Genomic DNA, 16,185 nt, shown 5'->3' on the forward strand with positions numbered 1-16,185 from the left:
GGGTCTGGCCTATCAAGCCGGGCAGCATTTCCCCTCATCCAAAGGGAAATCCCCTCTCGAATCCCGATTTCAGCAGTGTGGTACTACCTTAAATGAAAGTTCTCAAAGGCCAGGATATCCTGGCGCTTGGCTTTATGACGTTTGCGCTTTTCGTGGGCGCTGGCAACATCATCTTCCCGCCTATCGTCGGTCTGCAGTCTGGCCCGCACGTATGGATGGCGGCCTTGGGCTTCCTGGTTACCGCCGTGGGCCTGCCGGTCATCACCGTGGTCGCCCTGGCCAAGGTCGGCGGCGGCATGGATGCCCTGAGCAGCCCGATCGGCAAGTTCTTCGGTGGCCTGCTGGCGGCCGTGTGCTATCTGTCGGTTGGCCCGCTGTTCGCCACCCCGCGCACCGCGACCGTATCGTTCGAAGTGGGTGTTGCGCCGCTGACCGGTGAAAGCCCGTTGGCGCTGTTCATCTACAGCCTGGTGTACTTCCTCGTGGTACTGGCCGTGTCCATGTACCCAGGCAAGCTGCTCGACACCGTGGGCCGCTTCCTGGCGCCGTTGAAGATCATCGCCCTGGCGGTGCTGGGCATCGCCGCCTTCGCGCTGCCTGCCGGCACCATTGGTGACGCGCAGCCGGCCTATGCCGCCGCAGCGTTCTCCAAGGGCTTCTCCGATGGTTACCTGACCATGGACACCCTGGGTGCCCTGGTGTTCGGTATCGTCATCGTCAACGCCATCCGCTCGCGCGGTGTCGAGTCGCCGAAGCTGATCACCCGCTATGCCATCATCGCCGGCCTGATCGCCGGTGTCGGCCTGGCCCTGGTGTACATCAGCCTGTTCCGCCTGGGTGCAACCAGCCACGATATCGCAGCTGACGCCACCAACGGCGCGGCGGTACTGCATGCCTATGTGCAGCACACCTTCGGTTCGCTGGGCAGCGGCTTCCTCGCTGTGCTGATCGCGCTGGCTTGCCTGGTGACCGCGGTTGGCCTGACCTGCGCCTGCGCCGAGTACTTCAGCCAGATGCTGCCGCTGTCGTACCGCGCCCTGGTGGTGATCCTGGCGGGCTTCTCGCTGCTGATCTCCAACCTCGGCCTGACCAAGCTGATCATGTTCTCGATCCCGGTGCTCACCGCGATCTACCCACCGTGCATCGTGGTGGTCGGGCTCAGCTTCGTGAAGGACCTGTGGAACTCGCCAACCCGCATCCTGGCGCCAGTGATGCTGGTGTCGCTGCTGTTCGGCATGGTCGATGCGATCAAAGGCAGCGGCATTGCCCACGTGCTGCCGGACTTCATGGCCCACCTGCCGTTGAGCGACCAGGGCCTGGCCTGGCTGGTGCCTTCGGTGGTGACCCTGGTTGGCGCCGTGGCCTGCGACCGCATGCTCGGCAAGCCGCGCGAAGCGCTGGCCTGATAGTCGAAGCCTGAGGGCGGCACCGGCCACAAGCCAAAGGGTGCTCGCCAAGGGTGGAAACTCAAAAGCCCCGCATCCGAAAGGATGCGGGGCTTTTTGTTTGCATGTTCGGCCACCTGGCACAAGTTTCTCGGCTGACGCGATCAGTTGTAGGAGCGGCCTTGTGTCGCGATGGGGTGCGAAGCGCCCCCATGATTTCAGCTTCGCAGCATGTATTGCCGGGGCTGCTTCGCACCCCATCGCGACACAAGGCCGCTCCTACAACCGATCGCGTCTGGTTTCACTGTTCAGGTGTGCCTTTTGCCGCTTGCCAGCGTCGAAATCCGGTCCCTATCCTTCAGGTATCTGGCCCTCCCGGGAACCCTGCATGAACTTCATCCAAAGCAACTTCAACAACCTGTTGGCCATCGCCTGGTTCGCCCTGTGCTGGGGCGGTTACACCCGTTATGCCATCTGGAAGGGCCGCGACACCGCGTGCCTGGCCAGCGTGCTGCACCTGTACCGCGAAGACTGGATGCGCCGCATGCTGCTGCGCGACAACCGCATTGCCGATGCCAGCGTGATCGGCAATCTCGAGCGCAACGCCTCGTTCTTCGCCTCCAGCACCCTGATCATCCTTGCCGGTATCCTCACCGTGCTTGGGGCCTCCGACCGGGCGCTGTCGCTGCTGGCCGACCTGCCGCTGGTGCAGCAGACGTCCCAGGGCATGTCGGAGATCAAGCTGCTGTGCCTGGCCATGGTCTTCGTCTATGCCTTTTTCACCTTCAGCTGGTGCATGCGCCAATACAACTTCGCCGCAGTGCTGGTGGGTTCGGCGCCGATGATTGGTGAACGGCTGGTCAATGAACTTGAACGCAAGGCATTCGCCTCGCGGGCGGCGCGGGTGCTGTCGCTTGCCGCCAACCAGTTCAACCTGGGCCTGCGTTCCTATTACTTCGGCATGGCCATGTTGAGCTGGTTCATCAGCCCATGGTTGTTCATGGTCATGAGTGTCGGGGTAGTGCTGATTCTGTACCGCCGCGAGTTCCATTCGGATGTGTTGGATGTGATGGTGTTCACACCTACCGAAAGTGTTTCGATCGAACCCGCCAAGGAAAACACCGTTTCTGGAACCTGAAACGTTTAATCCATAAGTTTCAGGCACAAAAAAACCCGACAATGTCGGGTTTTCTTGTTTTAGCCGATTACTGCTTGGCAGGTTCGGCTGGAGCAGCTGGGGTAGCTGGAGCGGCTTCCGGAGCCGGAGTAGCCGGAGCGGCTTCTTCGGCGGCCTTCTGCTCGGCTTCGGCCTGATCTTTGGCGGCTTCGGCGTTTTCCTTGGCAGCCTCGTTCATTTTATCCTGAGCTTCGCCCGCTTTTTCCTGGGCTTGCTCGGCGTGTTGCTGTGCGTCCTGGGCTTTGTCTTCGCTCGCTTTATCGCAAGCGGCCAGGCCCATGGCAGCGGCCAGCATCAGAGCAAAAGCAAAAGGTTTACGCATGGGGGTGTTTCTCCTTGGTGGAATAAGTGACTTGTTCCTTCGAGTGCAACTACGCGGAATAAGTTCCGCGAAGATTACACATATATAACGCCCCGTTCTATATAGACTTTTTAACGATTTTATGCCGCTGCGGCAATGCGCAGGGAAACAGCCAATGAGCGATTCAACCTTGATGGCCATGGCCGAGCGTTTTCTCTCGGCCCTGAAACATTGTCAGTTGTTGCAAATGCGCGTGGCGCAAACCAATGCCGATGGCATGACCCTGGTGCTGCCCTGGTCACCGGCGATCGTCGGCAACCCGCAGACCGGCGCCGTGCATGGCGGCGCGCTGACCACGCTGATGGACACCACCTGCGGCATGGCCACATTGTGCGTGCTGCCGCGCTTCGAGGTGTGTCCGACACTGGACCTGCGCATCGACTACATGCACCCGGCAGAGGCCGGCAAGGACATCTACGGCCATGCCCAGTGCTACCGGGTCACCCGCGATGTGATCTTCACCCGTGGCACGGCCTACCAGGACGACCCCGCCCAGCCGATCTGCCAGGTGGTGGGCACGTTCATGCGCCTGGGCCAGGAGATCAAGGGTGGCATCCGTTTCGGCAACAGCCTGAAGGAGGGCGGGGCATGATTCCGCACGAGGTTCGTCAACAGCTCAACGCCGCCCACGCAGTGGGAGACTATCGGCCTTTGCTGGCACTGATCCCCTATGCCGGCCTGATCGGCATCGAATGCGAGCGCGAGGGCGATGACCTGCTGTTCCGCCTGCCGGCCAGCCAGGACAACATCGGCAACCCGCTGCTGCCGGCCATCCACGGCGGGGTGATCGCGGGCTTCATGGAGCTGTCGGCAGCGCTGTACCTGCTGATCTTCAGCGAGAGCGCGAGCATTCCGAAGATCATCGACTTTTCCATCGATTACCTGCGCGCCGGGCACTTTCGCGATACCTACGCCCAGTGCCAACTGTGGCGCCAGGGCCGGCGGGTGACCAATGTGGCCATCACCGCCTGGCAGGGTGACAGGCAGTCGCCGATCGCTACGGCTCGCGCGCATTTCAAGATCGAACCGGAAAAGCCCTTGAAATCATCCGGGCAGCCCCCATCTGCATGACATCCGCCGCTAACGCAGGCCAACCTGGCCGCGAGGCGTCAACTGCCATCAGATCGGAGTTTTGAAGACCATGAGTGTGGAGACTCAAAAAGAAACGCTGGGCTTCCAGACCGAGGTAAAGCAGCTGCTGCACCTCATGATCCATTCCTTGTATTCGAACAAGGAGATCTTCCTGCGTGAATTGATCTCCAACGCCTCCGACGCCGCCGACAAGCTGCGTTTCGAGGCCCTGGCCAAGCCAGAGCTGTTCGAAGGCGACGCCGACCTGAAGATTCGCCTGAGCTTCGACAAGGACGCCGGTACCGTGACCCTCGAGGACAACGGCATCGGCATGAGCCGCGAAGACGTCATCGCCCACCTGGGTACCATCGCCAAGTCCGGCACCGCCGACTTCATGAAGAACCTCACTGGTGACCAGAAGAAGGACTCGCACCTGATCGGTCAGTTCGGTGTGGGCTTCTACTCCGCGTTCATCGTTGCCGACAAGGTCGACGTATACAGCCGCCGTGCTGGCCAGCCGGCCGCCGAAGGCGTGCACTGGTCGTCGAAAGGCGAGGGCGAGTTCGAAGTCGCCACCATCGACAAGCCACAGCGCGGCACCCGCATCGTCCTGCACCTGAAGAAGGACGAGCAGGAGTTCGCCGATGGCTGGCGCCTGCGCAACGTGGTCAAGAAGTACTCCGACCACATCGCCATGCCGATCCAGCTGCCGAAGGAGCAAGCTGCCGCCGAAGGCGAAGAACAGCCGGCCGAAGAGTGGGAAACCGTCAACCGTGCCAGCGCCCTGTGGACCCGTCCGCGTACCGAGATCAAGGACGAGGAGTACCAGGAGTTCTACAAGCACATCGGCCATGACTTCGAAAACCCGCTGGCCTGGAGCCACAACAAGGTCGAAGGCAAGCTCGAATACAACTCGCTGCTGTACGTGCCGGCCCGCGCGCCGTTCGACCTGTACCAGCGCGAAGCGCCACGCGGCCTGAAGCTGTACGTGCAGCGCGTGTTCATCATGGACCAGGCCGAGTCGTTCCTGCCGCTGTACCTGCGCTTCATCAAGGGTGTGGTCGATTCCAACGACCTGTCGCTGAACGTGTCGCGTGAAATCCTGCAGAAGGACCCGATCATCGACTCGATGAAGACCGCGCTGACCAAGCGCGTGCTGGACATGCTGGAGAAGCTGGCGAAGAACGAGCCCGAGCAGTACAAGGGCTTCTGGAAGAACTTCGGCCAGGTGCTGAAGGAAGGCCCGGCCGAAGACTTCGCCAACAAGGAAAAGATCGCCGGCCTGCTGCGCTTCGCTTCCACCCAGGACGACAGCGGCGAGCAGAGCGTCGCCCTGGCCGACTACCTGGCACGCGCCAAGGAAGGCCAGGACAAGATCTACTACCTCACCGGCGAGTCGTATGCGCAGGTCAAGAACAGCCCGCACCTGGAAGTCTTCCGCAAGAAAGGCATCGAAGTGCTGCTGCTGACCGACCGTATCGACGAGTGGCTGATGAGCTACCTCAACGAGTTCGACGGCAAGGCCTTCGTCGACGTCGCCCGTGGCGACCTGGACCTGGGCAAGCTGGATTCGGAAGAAGACAAGAAGGCCCAGGAAGAAGTCGCCAAGGACAAGGAAGGCCTGGTCGAGCGCCTGAAGGGCGCGCTGGGTGACAGCGTGGCCGAGGTGCGCGTGTCGCACCGCCTGACCGACTCGCCGGCGATCCTGGCCATTGGTGAGCAGGACCTGGGCCTGCAGATGCGCCAGATCCTCGAAGCCAGCGGGCAGAAGGTGCCGGAGTCCAAGCCGATCTTCGAGTTCAACCCGACCCACCCGCTGATCGAGAAACTGGACAACGAGCAGAGCGAAGACCGCTTCGCCGAGCTGTCGCACATCTTGTTCGATCAGGCGGCCCTGGCGGCCGGTGACAGCTTGAAGGACCCGGCGGCTTACGTTCGTCGCCTGAACAAGCTGCTGGTCGAGCTGTCTGCTTGAGTTGATGCATAGGAAAGCCCGCTTCGGCGGGCTTTTTTCATGGCGAGCATATTGATGACGAGTGCCAAAGGAGTGCTTGATGAGCAAAGTAATCGTCGAATCGCTGGTCTATCACCTGTCCGGCAAGGCGTATGAAAGCCGCCTGGTCTACGAGCCGGGCGCGCTGGGGCGGCCAGGCCTGGTGATGGCGCCGAACTGGATGGGTATCGGCGAAGGTGCCGAGCGCATCGCCAAGGAGGTGGCCGAGAAGGGCTATGTGGTGCTGATTGCCGACCTGTACGGGCAATCGGTGCGTCCGTCCAACGCCGACGAGGCCGGCGCGGCGATGATGCCGTTGAAGAACGACCGTGGCGAGCTGCGCAAGCGCATGCAGGAAGCCCTGGCGCAACTGGTGGGGCAGTCGAAGGCGCTGCTGGAGCCGGGCAAGGTCGGCACGTTTGGTTTCTGCTTTGGTGGCTGCTGTGCACTGGAGCTGGCCCGTACTGGCGCCGATTTGCGTGCGGCGGTGTCGTTCCATGGCACGTTGGACACGCCGAACCCGGAAGATGCCAAGCGCATCAAGGGTTCGGTGCTGGTGCTGCACGGCGCTTCCGACCCACTGGTGCCGAAGGAGCAGTTGCCGGCGTTCGAGGAGGAGATGAACGCGGCCAAGGTTGACTGGCAATTGCTCAGCTATGGCGGCGCGGTGCACTCGTTTACCGACCCGAGTGCCAATGTGCCGGGCAAGATGCAGTATGACCGGCGTACCTCGGAGCGGGCGTTCCGCTCGATGCATAACCTGCTGACCGAAGTGTTCCAGCGCTGAGATTGCACGGGGCTGCTTTGCAGCCCATTCGCGGCACAAGGCCGCTCCTACAAAGGTCGCGCAAGCCATGAGTTACGCGATTCCCTGTAGGAGCGGCCTTGTGCCGCGAATGGGCCGCAGAGCGGCCCCAAAATCACCTAGGCAATTCGATCCTCGAGGTTTCCCCCGGCACCACCGGCCAATCCCCCGCAGCCCACTTGGCCCGGGCCTGTTCGATCAGTTCCACATCACTGGCGACAAAGTTCCAGTTCATCCGCCGCGGCCCATCCAGAGGCGCGCCACCAATCAGCACCAGCTGGCACTCACCTTCCGCATACAGTGTCACCTCTTCGCCCTCCGGCAGCACCACCAGGCTGCACGCCTCCACCTCCTCATCGTTCATCAGCAATTCGCCATCCAGTACGTATAGCGCCCGTTGCGCATGCTCATTCGGCACCTGCAGGGTAGTCGCCGGCTGCATCTGCACATGCGCGTAAAGGGTAGGGGAGAGCACCGGCACCGGCGACTCCAGGCAGAACCCGCTGCCGGCAATCATGCAGATGCGCACCCCCAGGCTGTCGCTGACCGGCAGGCTTGCCGCCGGGTGGTGGCTGTAGCTTGCCGGGCCTTGTTCATGTTCGCGTGGCGACGCCAGCCATACCTGCAGCCCGTGCAGGCGTGAGCCATGGGCCAGGGCATCTTCAGGCGTGCGCTCGACATGGGCCACGCCGCTGCCTGCGGTCATCCAGCTGACGTCGCCCGGCAGCACCCGCTGTGCCGAACCGAGGCTGTCCTTGTGCAGGATTGCCCCTTCGAACAGGTAGGTAAGGGTCGACAGGCCGATATGCGGGTGCTGGCGGATATCCATGCCATGCCCCGGGGCATAGTCTGTTTCGAGCATGTGGTCGAAAAACACGAACGGGCCGACGCTGCGGCACTGGGCCGACGGCAGCGGGCGCAGGATCGGCTGGCCCTCGACCGATTCGGCACGTGGGCGGATGACCAGGGGGCTGCTCATGGGAAGGCTCCAGGCAAGGTGGAAATGCCCCAAGCATAGCGGTTTGCCCGCTGCGGCTGAACCGTCTCGTTGGCTGGCCGGTCTAGAGGTGTGGTACCCGGAAAAGGAAGCTTCATCATGATCGTCAGAGCGCTGGCCTGCGTGCTGTTATCCACCTGGCTGTGCCAAGCGGCGCAGGCGCGCGACTACCGCTACAGTGATGCCCACCTGCACTACGTCGACTTCTTCCAGGAAAGCGAAGGCATGCCCGCGCTGATCAAGGCCATGGATGCCGCCGGTATCGAGCAGTCGATGATTTCCGGCGTGCCGGTGGCCAAGAAGTGGCACGAAGACGAGCCCAAGCGCCCGCGCTATTACGCTGGGGATGACGCCGAAGCCTACTGGTACAGCGCCACCGACACCTACGTGGCCGCGGCGTTGCAGCAATTGCCCGACGAACAGCGCAAGCGCTTTCATCCGTTCCTGGCCGGCTTCAATCCGGTGGACAAGAACGCCGCCAGCCATATCGAGCGCATGCTCGATCTGTATCCGGGGCTGTGGCAGGGCATTGGCGAGGTGTTCACCCGCCACGATGACCTGACGGCACTGACCAGCGGTGACACGCCGCGCGCCAACAACGAAGCCATGACGCGTATCTACCACCTGGCGGCCGAGCGCGACCTGCCGGTGCTGCTGCATTCCAACATCACCTCCAAGCGCGAGCGCAACCCGCTGTACCTGGCGGAGATCGAAGAGCCGCTGCGCAATCACCCGCACACGCGGTTTATCTGGGCGCACGCCGGCAGCAGCATGGAGATTCACCGGCACCAGACGCAGATGGACTTTCTGCTGCCGGTGCTGACGCGGTTACTGGAGGATTACCCGAATCTGTATGTCGATTTGTCGTGGAGCGTGCTGGAGCCTTATCTGCTGGATGACCGGGGTGTGCCGCGCAAGGAGTGGTTGGCACTGGTCGAAAGGTTCCCGGAGCGGTTCATGCTGGGTTCGGATGTGGTGGGGCAGTTTGGTAGCCTTGGGGAGCAGATGCATGGGTTCAGGCCGTTTCTGGATGCATTGCCGGAACAAGTTGCCAACAAGGTGGCCAGGGAGAATTTTCTGGCTGTGTTGCCTAAGCAATAGTATCTCGCCTGTGCCGGCCCTTTCGCGGGTAAACCCGCTCCCACAGGTACAGCGCCAGTTTCAAGAGCAGCGCGGTCCCTGTGGGAGCGGGTTTACCCGCGAAAGGGCCGGTACAGACGATACAAATGAAAACGCCCCGAACCAGTCGGGGCGTTTTCGTTTACCGCAGCAGCGTCTTACTTGCCTTCCCAGCGCTTGAGCACCAGGGTGGCGTTGGTGCCGCCGAAGCCGAAGCTGTTGCTCATGACCGTGTCGATCTTGGCGTTTTCTTCGGTCTTGCGCAGGATCGGCAGGTCTGCGACCTCCGGGTCCAGCTCGTCGATGTTGGCGGAGCCGGCGATGAAGTTGTTTTCCATCATCAGCAGGCAGTAGATCGCCTCGTGTACGCCGGCAGCGCCCAGCGAGTGGCCCGACAGGCTCTTGGTCGAGCTGATCTTCGGTGCCTTGTCGCCGAACACGGCGCGAACGCCCTTGATCTCGGCAACGTCACCGACCGGGGTCGAGGTGCCGTGGGTGTTCAGGTAGTCGATCGGGGTGTCGACGGTCGACAGCGCCTGCTGCATGCAGCGGATGGCACCTTCGCCGCTCGGGGCAACCATGTCGTAGCCGTCGGAAGTGGCGCCGTAGCCGACGATTTCCGCGTAGATCTTGGCGCCACGGGCCAGGGCGTGTTCCAGCTCCTCGACCACCACCATGCCGCCACCGCCAGCGATGACGAAGCCATCACGGTCGGCGTCGTAGGCGCGCGAGGCCTGCTCCGGGGTTTCGTTGCGCTTGGTCGACAGGGCGCCCATGGCATCGAACAGGAACGACTGGCTCCAGTGCTCTTCTTCACCGCCACCGGCGAAGACGATGTCCTGCTTGCCCCACTGGATCTGCTCCAGGGCGGTGCCGATGCAGTGTGCCGAAGTGGCGCAGGCCGACGAGATCGAGTAGTTGATGCCCTTGATCTTGAACGGGGTGGCCAGGCACGCCGAAACGGTGCTGCCCATGGTGCGGGTAACGCGGTACGGGCCGACGCGCTTGACGCCTTTCTCGCGCAGGGTGTCCAGTGCTTCCATCTGGTTCAGGGTCGAGGCGCCGCCGGAGCCAGCCACCAGGCCGGTACGCGGGTTGGAAACCTGCTCTTCGGTCAGGCCGGCGTCCTTGATCGCGTCCTGCATCGCCAGGTAGGCGTAGGCAGCAGCGTGGCCGACGAAGCGGTAGACCTTGCGGTCGATCAGTTCTTCGAGGTTGAGGTCGATGGACCCGGAAACCTGGCTACGCAGCCCCATTTCCTTGTATTCCGGGTTGTAACGGATACCCGGACGGCTGTTGCGCAGGTTTTCGGTGACGGTAGCTTTGTCATTGCCCAGGCACGATACGATGCCCAGACCAGTGATAACGACGCGGCGCATGCGAATAACCCTTAGAAATTGTCAGTGGAGGTGAACACGCCGACCCGCAGGCCTTCGGCAGTGTAGATCTCGCGGCCGTCGACGCTGACCGAGCCATCGGCGATGGCCATGTTCAGCTTGCCCTTCAGGACGCGCTTGATGTGAATGTTGTAAGTGACTTTCTTGGCTTCCGGCAGTACCTGGCCAAAGAACTTCACCTCGCCCGAACCCAGGGCGCGACCGCGGCCCGGCAGGCCCTGCCAGCCGAGGAAGAAACCTACCAGCTGCCACATGGCGTCGAGGCCCAGGCAGCCCGGCATTACCGGGTCGCCTTCGAAGTGGCAGGCGAAGAACCACAGGTCCGGATTGATATCCAGCTCGGCGACCAATTCACCTTTGCCGTACTTGCCGCCTTCTTCGCTGATATGGGTGATGCGATCGACCATCAGCATGTTCGGCGCGGGCAGTTGCGCATTACCTGGGCCGAACAGCTCACCGCGACTGCAGCGCAGCAGGTCTTCCCGAGTAAAGGCGTGTTGTTTGGTCATGCGAGCTCCTCAATAACCCCCTGCGGCAGGGGATGAATCTTCCCGGCCGGCCCGATACGCATCGCGTCCGAGACGGCAGCCTACAGGTAGACTATTGCGTTGTGGTGAAAGTCACAGTGCACCCGGTGAAAGAAGTACAGGTGTGCACTGAAACGTCTATTTTCAGGTCCGATGAAGGTCCTGTCCAGTGTTTAAGACTGCCGCACTTTAGCATTTATCGCCAGTCGCGGTTGTCTGACCAGGTAGCCAGCGCTGCAGCACACGCTGCAGTTCGGTGCGGCGCAAGGGTTTGCTCAGGTAGTCGTCCATGCCGGCTGCCATGCAACGCTCGCGGTCGCCCTGCAAGGCGTTGGCGGTCAGGGCGATGATCGGTAGCCTGGCGCCGTTGGGCAGTTGGCGGATACGCCGGGTGGCTTCATAGCCGTCCAGGTGCGGCAGGCGGCAGTCCATCAGCACGGCGGCAAAACGCTGCCGGCTGACCCGTTCGACCGCCTCCAGGCCGTCCTCGGCCGTGCATACCGCCAGCCCCAGGCTACGCAGCATGGCCTCGATGACACTTTGGTTGACCGGATTGTCCTCTACCAGCAGCACCTGATCATTGTCGGCCACCGCCGGCGGCGCAGCGCTTGGCAGCGTCAGCGATACCGGGGCAGGGCTGGCCAGGGCCAGCGGCATCTCAAGGGTAAAGGTCGAGCCCAGGCCTTCACGGCTTTCGCCGCGGAGCTTGCCGCCCATGCGTTCGGCCAGGGTGCGGGCAATCGACAGCCCCAGCCCGGTGCCGCCATAGCGGCGGGAAATCGAGCTGTCGGCCTGCTGGAAGGCGACGAACATCATTTCCAGGCGCTCGTTGTCGATGCCGATACCGGTGTCGCGCACGCTGCAGGTCAGCCAGATCAGCTGGCGGTCGAGCACCTGCCAGTGCGCCTCGACCTGTACCTGGCCGCGTTCGGTGAATTTCAGCGCATTGCCGACCAGGTTCAGCAGGATCTGGCGGATGCGCGTGGGGTCACCGTTCACCTGCAGCTGCTCGATACCCGCCGGCAGTTGCAGGTGCAGGGCAAGGCCGCGCTGCTGGGCGCTGTGCTGGAACGACTGGACGCTGCTGGTGATCAGCTCGCCCAGGTTGAAGTCGATGTGTTCCAGTTGCAGCGCGGCGCGTTCGATGCGCGAGAAGTCGAGGATGTCGTTGATGACCTTGAGCAGGTGCCCGGTAGACTCGCTGGCCACAGCGGTGTACTCGGCCTGTTCGCTGTTCAGCTGGGTGGTTTCCAGCAACTGCAGCATGCCCAGCACGCCATTCATCGGCGTGCGCAGCTCGTGGCTCATCATCGCCAGGAAGTCCGATTTGGCGCGGTTGGCCTGTTCGGCCTCCTCGCGGGCCTGGATCAGCTCGGCAATGGCCTGCTTCTGTTCATTGCTGGCCTGCTCCAGGGCGTGGGCCAGGTTGTTGATGTGGCGTGCCAGGTGGCCCAGTTCGCTGTCATCGACCACCGGCAACAGGGTGTGGTACTCGCCCTGCTGGATGGCCTTTACCGCATGCCCCATGTCGCTGATCGGCTTGGCCAGGCTCAGGGCCAGGCGGCGCGCCAGCAGGAAGGTGAACAGCAGGGCGAACAGCGCGAGGATACCGGCCTTGATCACGATTTCCTGCTGGCGCTGGCTGAAGGCGTCATCGGACATGCCGACGATGACCCGGCCCAGGTAATCGTCGCCGATGGCCGGGGTGGTGGCCTTGCCCTGTTGCAGGAAGTCGCTGTCCAGGCGGATCTGCTGCAGGCGGATGGGCGCCTGGAACACTTCGACACGTTGCGCGCGGTTGGCGCTTTCGTCGGACTGCTCCACGTACACCAGGATGTGGTTGCGGCTGTCCTGCACCTCGAGGAAGCGCACGTGGGGGATGCTGAGCGTGGCGCGCATCAGGCCCTCGAGCACTTCGTTGTTGCCCGAGATCACCCCGTATTCCGAGGCTGGCGCCAGCTGGTTGGCGATCAGTTGCCCGGTGTGGTTCAGTTCCTGGCGCAGGTCCTGGATACGCACGAAGGTGAAGAAGCTGATCAGCAGCAAGGTCAGCAGCAGGGCAGGGCCGAGGCTGATGATCTGGGTGCGGGTGTGGATGTCCCAGCTCAGGCGCTTGCTCATGGGGTGGGTTCTCCTTCGGCCAGGGCCTTGGCGGCGGCGTTCGGATCGATCGGTTCAAGGCCCAGGGCGCGCGCCACCTGCTGGTTGCCGCTGACGCCGAAGCGTACCGGGTACAGGCTGCGCGGCCAGCGCGCCGGTGGCTGGTCGAGCAACTGGTCGAGCACCGCCAGCCAATCGTCCTGGTCACTGAAGGTGCTGGCCAGGGCGCCGGCGCGGACAAACCCGGCGTTCGGGCCGATCAGCGCCATCTGCCGGCCATAGCTGCTCAACAGCAGGTTCTTCGCAGTCTTGGAGTTGAACAGGTCGGCATCGTCCAGGCCCAGCAGCACGTCACTGTTGGCCAACAAATGTTGCAGAGGGCGGCTGTCGCGCGGGTCTGGCCAATCCTGGGCAATGATCTCCAGGCCCAGCGCGCGGGCGGCATGGCGCAGCTCTTCGAGCAGAAAGCTGCTGTGCTCGCCGTACAGCACACCAATGCGCTGGGCCTGCGGCAGCAGGTAGCGCGCCAGGCGCAGCTGCCGGCCCAGCGGCGGGTCGCTCCACAGCAGCGTGAGGAACGCGGGCCGCGACTTTCCCAGGCGCTGTTCAGCCTGTACCCGGCTGACCCTCATGGCCAGGGCCGGCGGGCCGGCGGTTTCCCCAAGGCGCCATTCCAGTGCGGCGTTGTCCAGCAAGATCAGGCGCTGGTCAGCCTTGAGCTTGCCCGGGGGTGGCAAGTCGGCGGTGGTCTGGAAATGCACGTGATCGTGCGGCCGTCGGCTTTCCAGCGCAGCGACGAAACTGCGAATGCCGGGCTGGTCTTCCGCGCCTACCAACACGATTTCGCTGGCGGACAGCGGCCCCATCGGCCACAGGCACAACAGCAACAGGCGCAGCAGCAGGGCCATCAGAACTCCAGCTCCGCGCTGACGCTCAGGCGGTGGCGGCTGTCGTAGCGGTTCTGGATTGCCGTGGTCGGCTCATCGTCCAGGCGCTGTTGCCACAGCGCCGCCAGCTCCAGGTTGCTGCCATGCACCCGGAAGCGCTTGGCCAGGCGCAGGTCCAGGCGCTCGTAGCGGTAATGGTTGAGCGCATCGTCGCCGTAATAGAACAGCGCACTGGACCAGCCGTCGCCCCACTCGCGCATCCACCCGGCCGAGCCGCTGTTGCGCGCGCTGAGGCGGCGGTCGGCGGGGTTGCTGGCCCAGGCATCCACGTAGGCGTAGGTAAGGCGCAGGCGGTCGCGCAGGGTCGGGCGCCAGTCCAGTTGCGCCTCGCTGCCGCTGAAACGGGCCTTGTTGGCGTTGCTGGCGATGTACTGGTTGTTCTTCAGGGGCTCGCTGATCATTCCGGTGATCTCGTCGTAGAACAGCTTCACATCCATGTTCAGGTCGATGTCGCTGAAGTAGCCGTTGTAGCCCAGCTCGCGCGAGCGCATGCGTTCCTGGTCGAGGTCGCCCGGGCCACGGGTCTTGACGAAGTATTCGCCGTTTTGCAGGCCGAACGCGTCCGGGGTCAGGTTCTTGACCGTGTAGCTCCAGTTGACGTTGTTCTCGAACATGTCTGGCGAGCGTACGGCCTCGGAATACACCGCACGCAGGCCGTGGCGCGGGGTGATCAGGTAGTTGATCGCCACGCGCGGGGTCAGCGAGCTGCCGGACAGGCGCGAGTCCTCGAACATGGCACCGCCCTGCAGGATCCAGTGCTCGTCGGCGCGCCACTCCAACTGGCCGAACAGGCGCCAGGTCTGGTCGTCGATGCTGCCGTTGAAGTAGGTCTGCGAGTCGGCACGATCATAGCGGTAGTTCATGCCGCTGAGCAGACGCAGGCTGTCGGTCAGGCTCAGTGTGTCCTGGATTTCCAGGTCGTAGCGGGTTTCGCGGGTGCTCTGGTCGACGTCGCCGCAGACCACGTTCTTGCCGCCCTTATAGTTCCACTGGTCCTTGATTACATCGACCAGAGCCTGCTCCTCGGGGTTACTGCTGGGGGGCGGGTTGTTGGCGCCGCGTGCCACCAGCTCGGCGTAGTTGGGGTTCATCTGCCATAGACGGGTAAGTTCGGGGCTGAACGACAGAGCCGCATCGCAGGCGCGCCAGACCTGCTTGCGGTCGAAATGCTGGGCCGAGCCCTGGACGTACAGGCTATGCTCGGGATTTAAGTCAATGTTCCAGCGTATGGAGCCGGCATAATCCTTAGCATTGACGTCGGCGTTGTCGCCCCGCTCGGTTACATAGGGGAACACCGGCTGATAGGTATAGGGCCGCTGATTACTGCCTTCCTTTGCCGCCAGTTGCCATTCCAGGGTCTGGTCGATCGCCAGGCTGTGGCTGGCGTTGATATTGAAGCGGGTCAGCCGGCGGCTGTCGCGGTAGTCCTGGCCGAACTGGTTCTCGTCGAAGCCATCGTCCTGCTGGCCGGACAGCGACAGGCGCATGTCGCCGCCATCCCAGCCGAAGCCGTGGCTGGCGTAGAAATCGTTGATGCCGTCCTGGCCGCGGGTCATCTTCAGCCGCGTGCCATGGCTGTCGGCAGGGTTGCGGGTAAGGATGTTGACCACCGCCATCAGCGCGTTGGCGCCATAGCTGACCGTGTTGGGGCCGCGGAACACCTCGATGCGCTCGATATCCTCCATGGCCAGGGGGATGTCGCTCCAGTCCACCGTGGCCAGGCCGGCGCGGTACACCGAACGGCCATCGATCAGCACCTGCATGCGCCGGGCATCGTTGACGTTGCTGCCGTGGTAGTTGACCGTGGGTTGGTTGCCGGCGTTGTAGCCCACCATCATGCCCGGCACCAGGCGCAGCAGCTCGGGGATGTCGCGGGCACCGCTGGCGCGAATCAGCTCGCTGTCGAGCACGGTCATGCTGCCCGGGACTGCGGCGGGGGATTGTTTCAGGCGTGTGGCGGTCAGAACCTGCGGCAGGTCCGTGTTGTCGATGAACAGGTCATCGGCCACGGCCGGGCCACCGAGCAGGGCAGTCAGTATGAGCAGGCGCGGGTACGGGGGCGTGCCAGGGAACACAAAGCGGCCTTGTATCAGGATTGAAACAGGCATGGTAACCGACCGTGGGGGTTTTGCCAGTGATCTGCTCTACCTGTCGGGCCCTTTCGCGGGCACGCCCGCTCCCACAGCCGCTCTGAAGGACTGCGCTATCCCTGTGGGAGCGGGCGTGCCCGCGAAAGGGCCGGTACTGACACTGGTTCTGTAGCAGGCGAGCCGTATAATGGCCGGGTCGCCACTTAACTTTTGGCT

At 63.1% G+C, this 16,185-nt stretch carries 14 protein-coding genes; 7 read left to right on the forward strand and 7 right to left on the reverse strand.

Features of this window, described 5'->3' with window-relative positions; all coding sequences use genetic code 11:
- The first annotated feature begins 92 nt into the window (after window positions 1-92).
- Window positions 93-1,406 carry a branched-chain amino acid transport system II carrier protein gene (gene brnQ, locus ABIB24_RS08265; protein WP_075045845.1) on the forward strand — a complete coding sequence of 438 codons (1,314 nt, stop codon included), beginning with the start codon at window positions 93-95 and terminating at the stop codon, window positions 1,404-1,406.
- A 367-nt stretch (window positions 1,407-1,773) separates the two neighbouring features.
- Window positions 1,774-2,523 (forward strand): DUF599 domain-containing protein, encoded by a 750-nt coding sequence (locus ABIB24_RS08270; RefSeq protein WP_025339967.1) that lies wholly within the window; start codon window positions 1,774-1,776, stop codon window positions 2,521-2,523.
- Window positions 2,524-2,590: 67 nt separating this feature from the next.
- Here the strand turns inward: ABIB24_RS08270 and ABIB24_RS08275 are convergent, their stop codons facing one another.
- Window positions 2,591-2,884 (reverse strand): hypothetical protein, encoded by a 294-nt coding sequence (locus ABIB24_RS08275; protein WP_015271093.1) that lies wholly within the window; start codon window positions 2,882-2,884, stop codon window positions 2,591-2,593.
- 154 nt (window positions 2,885-3,038) lie between these two features.
- Here ABIB24_RS08275 and ABIB24_RS08280 point away from each other — a divergent pair, with 154 nt between their 5' ends.
- The 4 genes from ABIB24_RS08280 to ABIB24_RS08295 all read left to right on the forward strand — a co-directional run bounded on the left by ABIB24_RS08280 (window position 3,039) and on the right by ABIB24_RS08295 (window position 6,774).
- Entirely contained in the window at window positions 3,039-3,515 is a 477-nt protein-coding gene (locus tag ABIB24_RS08280; RefSeq protein WP_075045842.1) for a PaaI family thioesterase, read from the forward strand.
- Window positions 3,512-3,994 carry a PaaI family thioesterase gene (locus ABIB24_RS08285; RefSeq protein ID WP_025339965.1) on the forward strand — a complete coding sequence of 161 codons (483 nt, stop codon included), beginning with the start codon at window positions 3,512-3,514 and terminating at the stop codon, window positions 3,992-3,994. The genes ABIB24_RS08280 and ABIB24_RS08285 overlap by 4 nt, the downstream gene beginning before the upstream one ends.
- Window positions 3,995-4,064: 70 nt before the next feature.
- Window positions 4,065-5,969 (forward strand): molecular chaperone HtpG, encoded by a 1,905-nt coding sequence (gene htpG, locus ABIB24_RS08290; protein WP_025339964.1) that lies wholly within the window; start codon window positions 4,065-4,067, stop codon window positions 5,967-5,969.
- A gap of 79 nt (window positions 5,970-6,048) precedes the next feature.
- A complete protein-coding gene (locus tag ABIB24_RS08295; RefSeq protein WP_085614439.1) occupies window positions 6,049-6,774 on the forward strand; it encodes a dienelactone hydrolase family protein in 726 nt (241 codons plus the stop codon).
- A gap of 133 nt (window positions 6,775-6,907) precedes the next feature.
- Here ABIB24_RS08295 and ABIB24_RS08300 read toward each other — a convergent pair whose 3' ends face one another.
- Window positions 6,908-7,771 carry a pirin family protein gene (locus tag ABIB24_RS08300; protein ID WP_137164459.1) on the reverse strand — a complete coding sequence of 288 codons (864 nt, stop codon included), beginning with the start codon at window positions 7,769-7,771 and terminating at the stop codon, window positions 6,908-6,910.
- Between the two features lie 117 nt (window positions 7,772-7,888).
- Between ABIB24_RS08300 and ABIB24_RS08305 the strand changes: the two genes are divergently transcribed.
- Window positions 7,889-8,890 carry an amidohydrolase family protein gene (locus ABIB24_RS08305; protein WP_137164458.1) on the forward strand — a complete coding sequence of 334 codons (1,002 nt, stop codon included), beginning with the start codon at window positions 7,889-7,891 and terminating at the stop codon, window positions 8,888-8,890.
- A gap of 176 nt (window positions 8,891-9,066) precedes the next feature.
- On the opposite strand, the gene fabB is transcribed toward ABIB24_RS08305, so the two are convergent.
- The 5 genes from fabB to ABIB24_RS08330 all read right to left on the reverse strand — a co-directional run bounded on the left by fabB (window position 9,067) and on the right by ABIB24_RS08330 (window position 15,987).
- Entirely contained in the window at window positions 9,067-10,287 is a 1,221-nt protein-coding gene (gene fabB, locus ABIB24_RS08310) for a beta-ketoacyl-ACP synthase I (RefSeq protein WP_013973429.1), read from the reverse strand.
- A gap of 11 nt (window positions 10,288-10,298) precedes the next feature.
- A complete protein-coding gene (fabA, locus tag ABIB24_RS08315) occupies window positions 10,299-10,814 on the reverse strand; it encodes a 3-hydroxyacyl-[acyl-carrier-protein] dehydratase FabA (protein ID WP_003251509.1) in 516 nt (171 codons plus the stop codon).
- A 207-nt stretch (window positions 10,815-11,021) separates the two neighbouring features.
- Window positions 11,022-12,953 (reverse strand): ATP-binding protein, encoded by a 1,932-nt coding sequence (locus tag ABIB24_RS08320; RefSeq protein ID WP_274078359.1) that lies wholly within the window; start codon window positions 12,951-12,953, stop codon window positions 11,022-11,024.
- Complete coding sequence (locus tag ABIB24_RS08325) at window positions 12,950-13,840, reverse strand: ABC transporter substrate-binding protein (RefSeq protein WP_025339960.1); 891 nt, start codon at window positions 13,838-13,840, stop codon at window positions 12,950-12,952. Before ABIB24_RS08325 ends, ABIB24_RS08320 begins: the two co-directional genes overlap by 4 nt.
- On the reverse strand, window positions 13,840-15,987 hold the full coding sequence (locus ABIB24_RS08330; protein ID WP_354316299.1) for a TonB-dependent receptor plug domain-containing protein: 2,148 nt from the start codon (window positions 15,985-15,987) through the stop codon (window positions 13,840-13,842). Before ABIB24_RS08330 ends, ABIB24_RS08325 begins: the two co-directional genes overlap by 1 nt.
- Window positions 15,988-16,185 lie beyond the last annotated feature (198 nt).

Origin of the sequence: Pseudomonas sp. UYEF17 (assembly GCF_040546125.1) — a bacterium.
In the GTDB taxonomy this organism is placed as follows: domain Bacteria; phylum Pseudomonadota; class Gammaproteobacteria; order Pseudomonadales; family Pseudomonadaceae; genus Aquipseudomonas; species Aquipseudomonas putida_Z.